Source organism: Limisphaera ngatamarikiensis (assembly GCF_011044775.1).
Classification (GTDB): domain Bacteria; phylum Verrucomicrobiota; class Verrucomicrobiia; order Limisphaerales; family Limisphaeraceae; genus Limisphaera; species Limisphaera ngatamarikiensis.
In genome coordinates this window covers 88597-103124 of the sequence record NZ_JAAKYA010000079.1, presented here as the reverse complement: position 1 = coordinate 103124, position 14528 = coordinate 88597, and the positions used below count along the sequence as shown (strand labels likewise).

Sequence of the window (14528 nt, the reverse complement as noted above, 5' to 3'; positions counted from 1 at the left end):
CGTACCGGTGCTCAAATGGATCGCAATGGCCGCAAACTTCCACTCCCCGGGGGATACATAGCCATCCCGCAAGTCGCTGGAGACCCACGCCAACGAAGGCTCCAGTGAGGGCCCGATCTGGGCCCCTTCCTCCAGCCGTGCAACCGGCCCGCCCAGGTCTGGAGGAGGGCTGGACCGGATGACCACCCGGTTTGCCCGCTCGGTGCGCAGCGATAGACCTGTCACGCCAGCTTCAAAGGTGAAGTCCACAACCCTATCACCGTTGATGTCAATCGGATAGAAGAACGAGTGCAACATGTCGCTCCCCATCCCCAGGGGCTGAGGCAAGACAACCGTAATCGTCCCCTGCCCCACAGCCGGGCCTACCGCCGGGCCCCAAAACCCGACGGCAACCAACCACAAACTCAAGAGCCGCTTGCTCATTGCCCCCTCCGCAATCGCCAGAAGCCCACGTCAGCGTGGCTCGTCACCGACACCGTATTGGTGGTGGTTTCGGCCAACACCGACCTCACCACCGTCCAATCCGTCAGATTCGTGGAGGTCAGGATGGTGAAATACGCCCCCGGATCGGCCACAAACGTCAGAAGAAATTCGTTTGTGCCGGGCGACCTCTCCAACGCGATGATAACCGGCGCAGGCGGCGTTACCCCACCGAGCACCACTGAAACCCTCTGTGGGCTGGGTGGAGGATTGCCGGGCAAATCGACCGAGTGCGTCATCGTGATGCGATAGTCGCCCGCCATCGGTGAGGCAATCGACACTCGTTCCACGTTGTTCCGATTGTCCACTCCACGGGTTGCCGGAGCCGAACGCGCCGCAGCGGTCGCCTCGACCAGCGAACCGGGCGCGGGTGTTTGCTCCAGGGGTCTTGTTATGCCATTGGATCGCCATCGTTTCCTAGTACACGACCCTGCAGACCCACAGCTCGCGGTGGGGTTTGTTGTCGTTGTTCCAGCGGCGCGCGGCTTCGTCCGTCATTTCAATTCATTTGGACTGCCTGGCCCATTCGACGTGCCCGTCGCAGAAAACGATGTTTGCGCCGCTCTTGTGGCGATTCCCGGGCGGGAAAGTCGGCTTCGGCCCGCTCGGGGAGGGAATGCGGTGAAACGCGATGTCGCCGTCGAAAAGGCCATTTCCATCGCTATCTCCGAGGGCGATCATGTCGGGAGGATTGACCACTCGTGACTCGGGAACCTCGGCGCCAGGCGGTGCTTCCAGCCCGTAGCCGCTGAACGCTGCGAAGCCCCACTGGTTGTACCCGTGGCTGAACCGTGATGTGCCGATGTCGATGTTAAACGGAAAGGGATAGCCTCTGGGCGAGTGGTTCGTCGGCCCTTCGAACTCCGGACCTGTCGAAGGGCAGCGAAACACCGTCGTATTGCTGCTCGTGTATGGCAGCATGTGAGCGGGCCAACCGTAGGCCATCAACCGGCTGATGCTGGTATCCAGGTACTCGCGGGCCGGATAGTGTGCGTTATTATGAGTGTGGATGATGAGGGCGATGCCGAGTTGGCGCAGGTGCTCTTGCAAGCCGCACTGCGTGCAGACGCTTTCGCGTGAGCGAGCGCGGGGAGGAGCAAGGCTGTAAGCAGGGCAATGACAGCAACGACCACCAGCAATTCCATTAGAGTGAACGCACCGGACCGAGCGCCGATCAACTTCGGGGCGTTGTTTGATTTCCAGTTCCGGTTCATGCTTCCGCCAGGCTCGCCATCATCGCAAGAGGATGGCGCCGGTGTACGCAACCCAGAGGGCGACCAGCACGGGGACTCGAAACCGCCTCAACCGTTCACGGTCGCGCCAGTCCAGCTACACGTATAACCATGCTGCCAGCAGAATATAGCATGCTCCGCCGGTGAGAGCGTCAGTTCCCTAGACTCGCCTGAAGCGCTGGACACGGGCGGCGGGCACGACGGCTTGACCGCTCAGGACACACCAGACGCCGTAACCGGCCACCAAGCCCGGGACAAGCGCTGCAGCCAGGAAGCGTTTCATCGTCAATTGCAGTCGTTACCTCCGCCTTCGTACTTTCATCTTGATTGGGCTCTGACACCCACCGCAAAGGTGAGCGGCCGGTGTCGGGCGGCACGCTTACGCAGCGCACATCAAGGTTGCTAAATTCACTGAGGGTCGGAACGGAGAGGCGGGGCACCGGTTCCCTCGACCGTCTGGTTCACAGATTCGGATTTCTCCTGCCATCGAGCGAGCGCCACCGCCCAAGACCGGCCCTTCACGAACAGCACAATGCCGACAATGAATGTGATGAACACCGACGAAACAGCGTACCACGGCACTTCCTGCTTCCAGGTATTTCCAGGCTGGGTAGCTGCCGCTTTGAACAAGTAGTGCACCCAATTCAGGACGTGGGGAAAATAGCCGGCGATGTAGAACAGCCCGAGCCCGATAAACGCAACGGAGTAGCAATCAACCAACGACAGTGATCCCAATGAAAGATCGCATGAAACGCCCCACGTGACGAACCGGGCGATGGATGGGGCAAATATCCAGATCAGGATGGCGCCCACCATGCATTCGATCACCATGAGCACCGGCACAAGCACGTAGGACGCCATACTGCTGCCTCCATCCTGTCGGGGCACCTCGGTGAACCGGAGTAACTGCGACGACAACTGAACCGCCACCTGGAGCAAAAAGTTCAGCGCCATGAGGCGCAGGAAGACGACGATCAGGCTTTGAAGATTCATACCCACGTTTTCTGCGAACGACCCGAGCTCGGCGACCCGGCCGACGAGGGCGTTCGCTTGCAGCCGGAGCCCGAGAGCCGGGTTCGCTGCACCATATGGTTAGCCGCCGTCTTCACGGTGAATCACTTCTCTTTGTGCTTCTCGATCAGATCCTGCACCGCTCGGGCGAAATCCTCCGGCGAAGTCTTGCGGACGTGCTCTGGATCGAACAACTGCTTCAGGTCCCTTATGACTGCGTTGGCTTTCTGAATTACGGCACCCTCGACTGGCGTAAAGATGCCATTGGTGCAACGGAACAGGTCCAAAACGACGCCGTCCTTGGTGCCGATGACTGCCGAAGTCGGCTTGTGGGATGCATCGAACTCGAAGCTCAGTGAATATGCACTGCCAGCCTCTGTAGTGATACCCGAGGAATGGGGCATGGCGACAAAGATAGCGACCGGTGTGCCACTGTGGTAGAAACGGTGAATCCGAATCTGGACAGCCCCCGCTTCGGTCACAGTGGTGCGCACGAGATTGGTCTGGCCAGCTCGTGTGAACACCTCCGTCGTATACACGCTGCCCGAATCATTCGTGCGAACTGTGGTGACTACACGAACGTCGCCCTCCGCGCCGAGAAGCGACGCGCACAACAGAAGAAAAACGATCAATGCTCCCATGGACTGCGAAGTGAGCTAATGTGCAAAATCCCCCACGCTCAGTCGTAGCGCGACTGTTGGCGGCGCAAAGCGACGATAATCTTGGAGCAAGACGGGATGGCCAGAGCCAGCAATGTGACAAGCGCGTTTCATCGTACGTAGTTTTATTGCCGGAGGCAGTGTGGTCAAGAAAAAGTTGTTGGATATTTCGGATCGCTGCGCGGGCAGGGACTTGGGCTGTCGGCATCTTAAACGTGCAGGCCCGACCGGCCAGGGGGAGGTGGGTTGTTTCGCGGGTGGCAGGAAATGAACCGGGACAAACTGGAGCCTAGCGGGTTTGCTTTCAGGGTGGGCCGGGGCGTTGGCGCAAGCGCCTTGGCCGCAGGGCCAGCGGGAGAGGTTTCGGGCGGGCAGCGCCGTGTATTCTGCACGAATGGAAGGAGCGGCGTGGGCCGGGGAGTGTAGCCTCAGCCCAGCGCTTGATGGAGGGGGTGGACCAGGATTGGCAGCCGTCGGCGGAAGGGCCGGGGAGCGACAGGTGGGCGTGAGCGGGTTTTCCCCGAACAGGCGACGTGCGGAGCCGGGGAGGAAGAAGCGGGCGCGGCGGCGCCAACACCAGCATCTACTGGCGGCGATCGAAGCGCAGAGCGCACATCGGCTTGCGCGGCCGACGTATCACGTTGTGCATGCCGTTGCAACGTTGCACCCGGCAGGCCGTGTAATATACGGGTGCGTGCAGCAGGCTCTGGATGTGATGAAGGCCCCGGTTTGATTGTGGCCCCGGTTTGGATCAGTGCCCATGAGGAAGCGGGCGATACAGGCGCCCAAGGTGATGGTCAAGTGCACCTCCCTGTTGCAGGGAAGCGGCCGCTACTCCGCAGGGCCCGGGTTGGCCGGCGTGGCAGCGCAAGAGCGGGTTGGGGTGGGGCCTGGGGACATGGGCGTTGGGCATGGGGATGCATTGCCCGAGCTTGCATTGCCCGTGCCCAGTGCAAGAAAGCGAGCTGCGCCCCCGGGCGGGTCTGTCCGGCGTTCGGGCTTGGCAAGCAAGCCGGGCCAATTCTACGGTGAATGTGTGATCGGGCTGGTGCGATACCTGGGGTTGGCCAATGCAGCCGTGTGGCTCGGGGCCACCGTGTACTTTACCGTGGGCGTGGGACCGGCCGTGTTTTCGGAGGAAATGCGCCGGTTGTTGGGTGAGGCCAACCATCCGTACTTCAGCGGGGCCATTGCCCAGGTCTTGATCGCCCGGTTGATCCGTCTGCAGGTGGTGTGTGCCGGGATCGCGCTGGCGCATTTGTTCGTCGAATGGGCCTGGTTGCGCCGGCCGTTGCGCCGGCTGGAAACGTACATCGCGGTCGGCCTGACAGCACTCACCCTGGCCGGCGCGTTTGTCTGGCAGCCGGAAATCCGGCAACTGCACCGGATGAAGTATGCGGTGAACCTCACCCCCGCCCAGCGCGAGGCGGCGGCCCATCGGTTGAGAGTCTGGCACGGCACGGCGCAGCTGGCGAACCTGCTGGGCCTGATCGGTCTGGCCGTGTACGTGGCCCGCATGGCCCGACCGGCGGAAGGGCCCCGTTTTGTTCCCACGTACAAACTCCGGAGTTGACAGGGGAGCGGTTCGGATGGAACTTGTCACCAGCTAATAGTTGGTTGAAGGGAATCTTGGGGTATGATTTCGAATGAACGGCCTTCGCCGTACCGGTCGCGATCGTCCTTTGAGGCGGCGGGCAACCCGACGGCCTCGCCCGACGTGACGCTGCGCACCGAGCGGCTGCAAGTGGAGCGGAAAACGTTCATCCTTTCGTTGAAAGAAAACCCGCGGGGCCGGTTCCTGCGGATCACCGAGGACGTCGGTGGACGCAGGGACGCCATCATCGTTCCGGCTCCGGGGCTGCGCGACCTGGCCAGGGTGTTGCTGGAACTGGCCCAGGCGGCCGAGGAACCGCCATCGAACTCGGGAAATGGTGCCCGGGGCTGATGGGCGACCTGCTCCGAAAGCCCCCTGAGCACCGAACACTCTCCTCGCACGCCTCAGGCTGCCCTCAGGATGAAGGGTTGTCCCGGGGTCGAATGCTCCAGAGTCCCCACCCGCAGGCGGCCAACAGCAGCGTGACACCCACCGTCCCACTCTGGGGGATTTGAGGCGTCAGTTGCAGGGCCAGTGCCCCCACCAGGGGCCCTGTCATGTTTCCCAGGCCAATCGCGGCTTCATGGAATCCGCCGTGTTCACCTTTCGTTTCGCCCGCGTCCATGGAATAGAAGAGCGACGAGGAATAGATCAGGCCCAGGGCGGCGCCAAAGCCGATCTGGGCCGGGATGAGGACCAGCAGGGACGGGGCAAGCACGGTGAGCAGAAAACCCAGCGTCAGCACCAGAAACGATCCCAGGAGCCAGGCACTCCGGTAATGCCAGCCGGACCAGCGCCAGAGCAGTCCGAACGCGCCCAGCCGGGCAAAACACCAGACGGAACCGCACAAACCGGCCTCAGCAGTGGAAAGGCCCAGCCGCGCCGCCACCTCCGGCATCACAGCGATCAAGGTTTGAATCGCCATGTAGGCCGCGGGGTTGGCCAGCCACGCCATGTGGAGGAACCGCTGCCCTTCCGGGGGCGGGGATGTGGCGGGCTCCGCCCGGGGCGGATCGTGAGCGGAATCCGGGGCTTGAGGCGCTTCCCGGGCGAGCAGCGCCAGGGCCAGTTCGACCAATACCAGTAGCAGGGGAAGTTTGTAGAGCGCACCCATTCCCATCTGCTGGAGCAGTGCGCCACCCACGAAATAGGCCACGGCCCCGGTGCTGGCCCACACCAGGTTGTAAAGACCGACGCTGTGGTGGATGCCGTGGCGGTCCCGACCCTCGTTGACCAGCGCTTCCAAGGCGGGCCATGTGCAGGCCATGCCCAAAGTCACCACCGTCATGAGGACGACGTGGCCGGCGACCGCTTGCACGGTGGGTCCTGCTGCCAGCGCCAGGGCCATGGTGGCCAATCCCGTCACCAAACAGCGATGGTAGCCCAGCCGTTCAGCCGCTTTGCCGCCGAGCCAGGATCCCAGGGCATACACGCCGCCCTGGAGCGCCGCCAGCCAGAGATTGTGCCGGTTTTCGAATCCGAACGTCTCGCGGGTGAAAAAATACAGGTAGTAGAAGTAGAGCACCGTGGCAAAGGAGTTCAATCCCGCCACAGTGTAATACACGGCCACACGGCGTTGGCGGGCCCGCTTCCCGTCCGGTTGGTGAATAGGGGAGGGAGCCATGAGTTTCAGTCGGGGTTGACGCGACAATGATTGGGGCTGTTGACCTCTTCCAACGCCTTGAGTGCATACCAGCGGATGGCCGGGCTGAGCGGCGGGTCCAACCGGTCCAGTTCAGCGGCGGTGCACCATCGCAGCTCGTGATGCTCGCCCGGGCTGAGCCGGAGTTGGCCGCCGCGGGGTCGTGCCCAGTAGATGAGGCCGATGTGCTCGTGGGTGTCGGTAATCCGGTGGATGTCGAGAAAGCGGGGCGCGATCAGGGCCCGGGTGCCGGGGCCTGTGGTGGGCGGCCGCTCGCCGTAAAGTTCGATCTCGAGCCCACTTTCCTCGCGTACTTCGCGCAACGCCGCCTGCTCGGGATCCTCGTCCAATTCAATGTGCCCGCCCAGGGGCAGCCAGCGCCCCAGCCGCCGATGCAGGCACAGCAGCACCTTGTCGTGTTCGACGACGAACACGGCAACCGTGAAATCGATGCGTTCATGAATGTGACCCACGGCTCCATGGGAAAAGAAAAGCACCGAAGCGTCAATGGCGGTTCGGACAAGCGGAGCGGCGAAAGCGGGCCGGTCAGGACTGCGGCCGTGTGGGACGGGGATGCGCAGGATCGGAACCGGCGCGGCGTCGGATGCTGTCGCGCGGGCCGGCGTACCACAGCCCACACTGTGTGGCGCCCCGTGGACCGGGCCGCGGGCTTTGGGAAGGGTTGCCGGGCAAAAAAACCATTCAAGCCCGGAGCGGATCTGCCGATGAATGGGGCGTCGCAAGACAGGCGACCGGCGGGCCTGGAACCGCCGGCGGGGTAACCGGTGCGGGCCCCGAGAAACTCGCACCCGCGGCACGGACGCCGCGCAAAATGCAAAGCCCCGCCCCCGGGGCGACTCACGGACTGAGTTATGGTCATCAATACAAACATGTCGGCCCAGAGCAGCGCCCGGCTGCTCATGGAATCCTCCGCACTCCTCAACAAATCCCTCATGCGGTTGTCTTCCGGTTCGAAGATTGTGTCGCCGGAAGACGACGTGGCGGGTCAGGCTGTTGCCCTGCGGTTTGACGCGCAGATCAGCCGTATCAACGCCGCCAAGGGGAACATCGCCAATGCCATCTCGTTCAGCCAGACGCAGGACGGCTTCCTGAAAAAGGTGGCCAAGGCGCTCGACCGGATGAGTGAGCTGGCCATTCTGGCGCAGGACGTGACCAAGACCGACAACGATCGGGCCTTGTACGACCTGGAGTTCCAGACACTGGTGGACTACATCAAGGATGTTGCCACCAAGGACTACAACGGCGTCAGTCTGTTTGACGGCGCCACGTTGAGTGTCACGATCGACAGCGACGGCAACACCTTCAACATGACCGGGGTGGATCTGGGCGCCAGTGCTTATGCCGCGGTGCTGTCGGGCACGGAAGTGACCACCACGACCAATGCAGCGACGGCGCTGGACCGGGTCAAGGCCGCCATTGTGCAGTTGTCCACCGACCGCGCCACCGTGGGTGCCAACGTGGCGCGTCTGATGTACACCAGCGATCAGCTGGGTGTTTTGAAGGACAATCTCACCTCGGCCAACAGCCGCATCAAGGATGTGGATGTGGCCGAAGAAAGCACGCAGTTTGCAAGGTACAACATCCTGGTACAGGCCGGCACGGCCATGCTGGCCCAGGCCAATGCGGTGCCGCAAATGGTGCTGCGGCTGTTGTCGTAAGACGACGCGGCGTCCGGCGCGGCATCGCCGGAACCGCCGTCCCAAACCAGGGGAGTCGATCCACTCACTCCAGCAAACCAGGAAGTACCACGATGAACCCGAATTTGACGCATCGCAGGGCCGGTCAGGCAGCGCGACCCGTGCTCCGGCGGGCGCGGATGGATGGCGACCCCGTCCGTCCCGCCAGGGCGAGGTCTGAAACCGCTGCGACGGCCACTCAGACCGCGATGCCGTCCCGGGGGAAGGAGTAAGCCGACAAGGGGCGGGTCGGCTTGGCCGGCCCGCCCCACCTCCCCGATCGGGTTGCGAATTTTGGGCTCAAGTCTTCGGCGCGGCTGCCGATACGAGAGCCGTGAAAAGAAGGGCGGCCGGCGGCCCCTGACAGCCGGCCGGGAAAACCGGGTGATCGCCCGAACCAAGGATCACCCCGCGGCAGGGATGCCGTGAAACCGAAATCCCCGAAAGGGGTGACTCAGGGAAGGAGTCAGCAACATGGTCATCAACACCAACATATCCGCACAAAGCAGCGCGCGGTTGCTCGCCGAATCGAGCGCCCTGCTCAGCAAGTCCCTCGCCCGGTTGTCGTCCGGTTCGAAGATCGTCTCGCCGGAGGACGATGTGGCGGGATTGGCCGTGTCGATGCGGTTCGACGCCCAGATCAACCGGATCAACGCGGCATCCACCAACGTGGCCAACGCCATCTCGTTCAGCCAGACCCAGGACGGTTTCCTCCAAAAGGTTTCCAAGGCCCTGGATCGGATGAGCGAACTGGCCATTTTGGCCCAGGACGTGACCAAGACCGATACCGATCGTGCCCTGTACCAGAAAGAATTCGCCGCCCTGGGCGCGTATATCAACGACCTGGCGACGAAGGACTTCAACGGGGTCAGCCTCTTTAACGGGGCTGCGCTGAATGTCACCACGGACAGTGACGGCAACACGTTCAGCATGACCGGCGTCGACCTTGGCGCCACGGTCTATACGGACGCCACGGGCGCTTCGGTTGCCACGACCACAGATGCGGTGACGGCCCTCACCAAGGTCAAGGCAGCCATCGAGCAATTGGCCACGGACCGGGCGACCATTGGTTCCAACATTGCCCGGCTCACGAAGTACAGCGAGCAGCTGGGCGTGTTGCGGGATAACCTGACCGCGGCCAACAGCCGCATCAAGGATGTGGACGTGGCCGAGGAAAGCACCCGATTTGCCCGGTACAACATCCTCGTCCAGGCAGGCACGGCGATGTTGGCCCAGGCAAACGCCAATCCGCAGACCGCGCTCCGCTTGCTGGCCTGATGGCCGGCGGGAGCCGGAGTGGACCCGGTGAGCGGGCCGCGCGCACGGCCCGCTCACCTTGCGGACCGCGCGGGGCCGTTCCACCCCGCGCGGTCCCGTTGAGCGTGGGGAGTCCGTCTCCCCGCCAACGCAGACAAACAGGAAGCAGGAAGGTGACCTATGGAGCTCGGCTTGTCCGGTCTGGCCAGTGGATTTGACTGGCGCAGTTTCATCGACCAGCTGATGGAGGTGGAACGTGCGCCGCAGAAGGCGCTCCGCAACGAACAGACGCGCATTCAGGAGCGCAACAACGCCTACCGCAGCCTTCAGACCGAGCTGCAGGTGTTGCAGAACCGGCTCAGGGACCTGCTCAATCCGGACCTTTACGCGGCCCGGCGCACCGCCGTGGGCGATGCGAATCTTTTGAAGGCCGAGGCCGGCACGGCCGCCGCTCCCGGTCTCTACACCATCGAAATCCTGCAGCGCGCCACGGCCGCCCGATGGGTTGGCGTGGCCAACGTCGGCGCGGCCCTCAGTCCCTCGGGCGATGTGAGCTCGCTCACCCTGGCCAACGCGCCTTTTGCCACTGCGGTGACGGCGGGCACCTTTACCGTCAACGGCAAACAGGTGAGTGTGGAAACGACCGATACCCTGCAGGACGTGTTTGACAAGATCGCTGCCGCCACCGGGGGCCAGGTCACGGCCGGTTACGACGCCGTTTCGGATCGGATCATCCTCACCAGCAGCAGCGAGATCGTGCTGGGCAGTGCCAGCGACACCAGCAATTTCCTGCAGGTGGCCCGGTTGTACAACAACGGGACCAGCACGGTGGCCAGTGCCGGCGCCCTGGGCGCCGTGCGGCTCGATGCCACTTTGGCCCATGCCAACTTTGCCACCCCCGTCACCGACGGTGGCAGCGGAGCGGGGGAGTTTCGCATCAACGGCGTCTCCATCACCTACAATGCCACCACGGACACGCTGGCGACGGTGTTGGAGCGGATCAACCAGTCCTCCGCCGGTGTCTACGCCACTTACGATGCCCTGAGTGACCGGATCGTTCTGACCAACAAGAGCACGGGCGACATCGGGATTGCGCTGGAAGATGTCACCGGCAATTTCCTTGCGGCGGCGGGCCTGACCGGGGGCAGCCTCCAGCGCGGGCAGAACCTGCTGTTCCGGGTGAACGGGGGTGACACCCTGACCAGCACGTCGAACACCATCTCGGCGGCCAGCTCGGGCATCGCCGGGCTCACACTCACCGCCCTCGGCGAGGGTACCACCACGGTGACGGTGGAGCGGGATACCGATCCGGTCAAACAGGCCATCCAGCGGTTCCTGGAGGCGTACAACAAGGTGCAGGCCCTGCTCGACGATTACACCTCCAGCACGACAGACGCCAACGGCGTGGTCAGGGCGGGCGTGCTGGCCGGGGAATCCGATGCCAATGAGATCGCCTCCCGCCTCCGTAACCTGGTTTACCAGCAGGTGTCGGGATTCGCCCCGGTGGCGGATCACCTGGCGGATTTGGGCATCACCACCAGCGGAGAGGACAACAAGCTGCGCCTCAGCGACGAAGCCGCGTTGGACAACCTGCTTCGCAACGACCCGGGGGCGGTCCAACGGCTTCTGACGGATGAAAGCAGGGGTGTGGCAGTGCGTCTTCAAGCCTATCTGGAGCGGTTGGTGGGGGACGACGGCACCCTGATCCGGAAACAAACCACGCTGGCGCGTCAGTCCAGCGACATTGATGCGCAGATCAGGGAAATGGAACGGCTGGTGCAGGCCAACCGACAGAGAATGATCGAAGCCTTCACTGCCATGGAACAGGCCCAGGCCCGGATCAACCAGCAGCTGCAGTACCTGCTCCGGACGTTCGGACAGGGATCTTGAGGCACCCCATGGACCCTGGCGCAACCATTCCAACCTTCCGGGGCGATCGAACATCGCTGGCCGGGCTTTTGTGCCTGTGGGGGGTTCTGATGACGGGTTGGGTCGGCGAGGCGCGGGCCGGTTGGAATCCGGCGGACTGGTTGGGGGGAAGGAAACCAACCTTGAACGTGTATCGCGCGGCGCCGGAGTTGCCGGCCGACCTGCGGCGTGTGGCGGTCCTGCCGTTGCATGGCCCCGGGTCGGACCTGACACCCGAAACCCGGCTGAACCTGGAGGAGGCACTTTCCACCGAGCTTTTGCGGAGCCGGTTTGCCGAGATCGTCCCGGTTTCGGACCGGCAAGTAAGGAAACTGACCGGCCGGGAAACCTGGACGGTCCACGACGTTTTGCCCGAGGGCTTTTTGGAGAAGCTGCGGCAGGCCACGGAGGCGGACGCGGTGTTGTTTGTCGAGGTGACGGCGTTTCGGGCTTACACACCTGCCGTGGTGGGATGGCGGATGCGCCTGGTGGACCTGCGCAGCGGTTGTACCTGGTGGGCGGCGGACGAACTGTTCGACACGGCCGATCCCTCGGTGGTCCGGGCCGCGCAGCGATTCGAACGGACGGCTGGTGCCCGGGCCGGGGGCGGATCCGACGGATGGCGCAGCTTGCGGGCCCCGGGGATGCTGGCCCGCATGACGGTCGCCTGCCTGCTGGCCACCTTGCCCGGCCGTGAAATTTCCCGCTAAAGTTCCGTCAGGTTCGGCCGATAACAAAGCCGGATTGGCGTAGGTACGGACAAAAGAACCAGGCCTGCCGCGATGTAGGCGCTTGTGAGTATGGAAATCGAGTTCAATCCAGGCCGCTACAATGAGCCGGGGGTGACCCAGGGGATCACCCGGAAGGTGGCGGCTGCGCCTGCGGCCGCCGACAAGCCCAACTTCGAGCGGACGCGGGCCATCGGGCGCGCGCTCGCCGAGGCGCCCGAAGCGCGGCCCGAGAAGGTTCAACAGGCCCGGGTTTACGCCGCGGACGTGAAGTATCCACCGGACGAAGTTTTGGACCGCTTGTCCCACCTTCTGGCGCTGAAGCTCAAATCCAGCGAATAACGACACCCCCGACTCCGCTGATCAACATGCTGCCACGCAATCCCTGGGAATCGTACCGGCGCATCGCCACGCAAACCGCCCCGCCCGGGCAGTTGATCCTGATGCTTTACGACGGCGCGTTGCGCGCACTGGATCAGGCGTTGCGCGGGTTTGGCAGTGACGACCCCGCCACGGCCAACGCCACCATTCACAACGGCACCCAAAAGGCCATCGAGATCATCCGCGAGCTCAACTATTCGCTGAACATGGAGCGGGGAGGCGAGTTTGCAGTGACCTTGCGCCGGTTGTACGACTATTTCGAACGCCGTTTGTTCGAAAGCAACCTGCGCAAGGAACGAGCCGGCATCGAGGAGGTCCAGCGGCATCTGCAATCGCTGCGTGATGCCTGGGCCACCATGCTGGCGCAACAGGGGGGAGCCACCGTGCCGGTGCCCCAGCCGACCTTCGCGGCCGCATCCGCCGCCTGATACGGACCCATGCCCGCCCCGCTCACCGCCGTTACGCTTCTGCAATCCTGGTTGGAGCTGGCGGAACGCGAGACCGACGCCATCCAGCGTGCAGATTGGGCCGCGTTGCGCCATTGTCAGGACCAGATCCGGCTGCTCCAACAGGAGTGGGATTCGGTGGCGGCACGGGCGAATCCGTTGAAGCCCCCCGCAGGAGCGGATCATCCACGGTCCAGCGAGGTTGGGACGCTGTTGAATGCCCTGTTGGAGCGGGAGCGCTACAACCAACGGTTGCTGGCTGAGCGCCGTGAGCGGTTGGAAGGGGAACTGGCGTACTGGAACGCCGTGGCGGTTCGCCTCCGGCGGTTCTGGCGCGGGCCGGGCTCGCGCACCCGGTCCGGTTGGTCCGGCCTTTCGTGAGCTTTGGGCGTCTGAATCCCGGCATTTTTGCCGCGCCTGCGCCCTCGTGCCGCCCCAACCCTTAGCCATCGCCTGAGGTATTGCACCGGCGGGTGAAGATTTTTTGGGTTCGGCGTTGAATATCGTCGCGCGCCGTGCCTCAATGAAGCATGCCGACCGTCACCAAACGCTCCCCCAGGATCCGCTTCGAGTTCGTCCCCGCTCAAAAGCAGTCCACCCTGGGCGGCCTGCCCGCCCTGGAAGCGCTGGCCCAGTAGTTTGACCTCTGGCAAAAAATCCGCGCCCTGCCCGCACTGGACCCGCCCACCCGCACCTCCCACGGCTACAGCCCCGAGCTGATCGTGGCCCAACTGATCTACTGCTTCTGCTCGGGCGGGGCCAGCCTGGCCGACGCCGAACGGCTCAACCACAAGCCCCTGGTGCGCCAGCTGGCCCGCGTCAAAAAGTTCGCCGACCAGACCCAGCTGGGCCAATGGCTGCGCCAACAATCCGACACCTCGATCGCCGCGCTCTGGAACCTCAACGCGCAGTTTGTGCAGTGGGTCATCGACCGGGCCGACCCCGCCCGCTGGACCTACGCCGGACGCGCGGAAGCGTTTTTCGACGAGACACAGATCGAAGTCTTCGGGCCGAGCTTCGAGGGGGCCAAGATCAACTACGAGGGCCAACTGGCGCTTTCCTGGCAGACGTTCTGGTTCGGCCCCTTCCTGGTCGGCGGTGAACTGGGTTCGCCCGGCGAGGTCAGCAGCGCGTTGCCGGCGATGCTGCAAACGCTCCGGCCGCTCTGGCGGGATCGCGCCTGCGATTTCCTGGCCGACAGCGGCTCCAGCAGTGCCGAGCATCTGCAAGCCATCGAGCAGGCCGGCTTCACGCATTGGAGCGTCAGCTACAACAAATGGACCGCCGGGCCGGAGCGCACCGCCGCCGCGCTGCCCCAGAGCGCCTGGAGTCCGGCCACGCAGAGGCGCTGGCGCGACGGGGTGGAAGTGACCGAGCAGTACGCCGGCATCCGGCACACCGTGGCCGGCATCGACTTCACGTTCCCGCTGGCGGTGGCCCGGTGGAAGAAGGACGACGAGATGTTCTGGCGTTACGCCTTTGTGGCGCACGAT

Annotated in this window: 18 protein-coding genes; 10 read left to right on the top strand and 8 right to left on the bottom strand. The window is 63.8% G+C overall.

Annotation, left to right across the window (positions count from 1 at the left end):
- The 6 genes from G4L39_RS11975 to G4L39_RS11950 form a co-directional block, all read right to left on the bottom strand.
- Positions 1-297, bottom strand: a 297-nt coding sequence (locus tag G4L39_RS11975; RefSeq protein ID WP_205880980.1) for a hypothetical protein, incomplete at its 3' end; no start/stop codon positions are given.
- Between the two features lie 122 nt (positions 298-419).
- Positions 420-719: a hypothetical protein gene (locus tag G4L39_RS11970; protein ID WP_165108417.1), complete on the bottom strand. Its 300-nt coding sequence runs from the start codon at positions 717-719 to the stop codon at positions 420-422.
- A 265-nt stretch (positions 720-984) separates the two neighbouring features.
- Positions 985-1530: an H-X9-DG-CTERM domain-containing protein gene (locus tag G4L39_RS15485; protein ID WP_276607578.1), complete on the bottom strand. Its 546-nt coding sequence runs from the start codon at positions 1528-1530 to the stop codon at positions 985-987.
- A complete protein-coding gene (locus tag G4L39_RS15830; RefSeq protein ID WP_165108415.1) occupies positions 1425-1694 on the bottom strand; it encodes a prepilin-type N-terminal cleavage/methylation domain-containing protein in 270 nt (89 codons plus the stop codon). The genes G4L39_RS15485 and G4L39_RS15830 overlap by 106 nt, the downstream gene beginning before the upstream one ends.
- Before the next feature lie 426 nt (positions 1695-2120).
- A complete protein-coding gene (locus G4L39_RS11955) occupies positions 2121-2705 on the bottom strand; it encodes a hypothetical protein (protein ID WP_165108414.1) in 585 nt (194 codons plus the stop codon).
- Positions 2706-2827: 122 nt separating this feature from the next.
- Positions 2828-3364 (bottom strand): hypothetical protein, encoded by a 537-nt coding sequence (locus G4L39_RS11950; protein ID WP_165108413.1) that lies wholly within the window; start codon positions 3362-3364, stop codon positions 2828-2830.
- A 1054-nt stretch (positions 3365-4418) separates the two neighbouring features.
- On the opposite strand from G4L39_RS11950, the gene G4L39_RS11945 reads away from it, so the two are divergent.
- Entirely contained in the window at positions 4419-4955 is a 537-nt protein-coding gene (locus tag G4L39_RS11945) for a DUF4149 domain-containing protein (protein ID WP_165108412.1), read from the top strand.
- A 63-nt stretch (positions 4956-5018) separates the two neighbouring features.
- Positions 5019-5327 (top strand): RNA-binding protein, encoded by a 309-nt coding sequence (locus G4L39_RS11940; RefSeq protein WP_165108411.1) that lies wholly within the window; start codon positions 5019-5021, stop codon positions 5325-5327.
- 64 nt (positions 5328-5391) lie between these two features.
- Here G4L39_RS11940 and G4L39_RS11935 read toward each other — a convergent pair whose 3' ends face one another.
- Together G4L39_RS11935 and G4L39_RS15825 are read right to left on the bottom strand one after the other, a co-directional pair.
- Positions 5392-6600: an MFS transporter gene (locus G4L39_RS11935; protein ID WP_165108410.1), complete on the bottom strand. Its 1209-nt coding sequence runs from the start codon at positions 6598-6600 to the stop codon at positions 5392-5394.
- Positions 6601-6605: 5 nt separating this feature from the next.
- Complete coding sequence (locus tag G4L39_RS15825) at positions 6606-7091, bottom strand: NUDIX domain-containing protein (protein WP_165108409.1); 486 nt, start codon at positions 7089-7091, stop codon at positions 6606-6608.
- Positions 7092-7490: 399 nt separating this feature from the next.
- Here G4L39_RS15825 and G4L39_RS11925 point away from each other — a divergent pair, with 399 nt between their 5' ends.
- The 8 genes from G4L39_RS11925 to G4L39_RS11890 form a co-directional block, all read left to right on the top strand.
- Positions 7491-8297: a flagellin gene (locus G4L39_RS11925; RefSeq protein ID WP_165108408.1), complete on the top strand. Its 807-nt coding sequence runs from the start codon at positions 7491-7493 to the stop codon at positions 8295-8297.
- A 492-nt stretch (positions 8298-8789) separates the two neighbouring features.
- Positions 8790-9593 carry a flagellin gene (locus tag G4L39_RS11920; RefSeq protein ID WP_165108407.1) on the top strand — a complete coding sequence of 268 codons (804 nt, stop codon included), beginning with the start codon at positions 8790-8792 and terminating at the stop codon, positions 9591-9593.
- 159 nt (positions 9594-9752) lie between these two features.
- Positions 9753-11462, top strand: a complete 1710-nt coding sequence (gene fliD / locus G4L39_RS11915; protein WP_165108406.1) for a flagellar filament capping protein FliD — start codon at positions 9753-9755, stop codon at positions 11460-11462.
- A gap of 8 nt (positions 11463-11470) precedes the next feature.
- Complete coding sequence (locus G4L39_RS11910; RefSeq protein ID WP_165108405.1) at positions 11471-12190, top strand: hypothetical protein; 720 nt, start codon at positions 11471-11473, stop codon at positions 12188-12190.
- An 84-nt stretch (positions 12191-12274) separates the two neighbouring features.
- On the top strand, positions 12275-12550 hold the full coding sequence (locus tag G4L39_RS11905) for a hypothetical protein (protein ID WP_165108404.1): 276 nt from the start codon (positions 12275-12277) through the stop codon (positions 12548-12550).
- 26 nt (positions 12551-12576) lie between these two features.
- Positions 12577-13017, top strand: a complete 441-nt coding sequence (fliS, locus tag G4L39_RS11900; RefSeq protein ID WP_165108403.1) for a flagellar export chaperone FliS — start codon at positions 12577-12579, stop codon at positions 13015-13017.
- Positions 13018-13026: 9 nt separating this feature from the next.
- Entirely contained in the window at positions 13027-13416 is a 390-nt protein-coding gene (locus G4L39_RS11895) for a hypothetical protein (protein ID WP_165108402.1), read from the top strand.
- Positions 13417-13757: 341 nt separating this feature from the next.
- On the top strand, positions 13758-14528 hold a 771-nt coding region (locus tag G4L39_RS11890; protein ID WP_165108401.1), incomplete at its 3' end, for a hypothetical protein.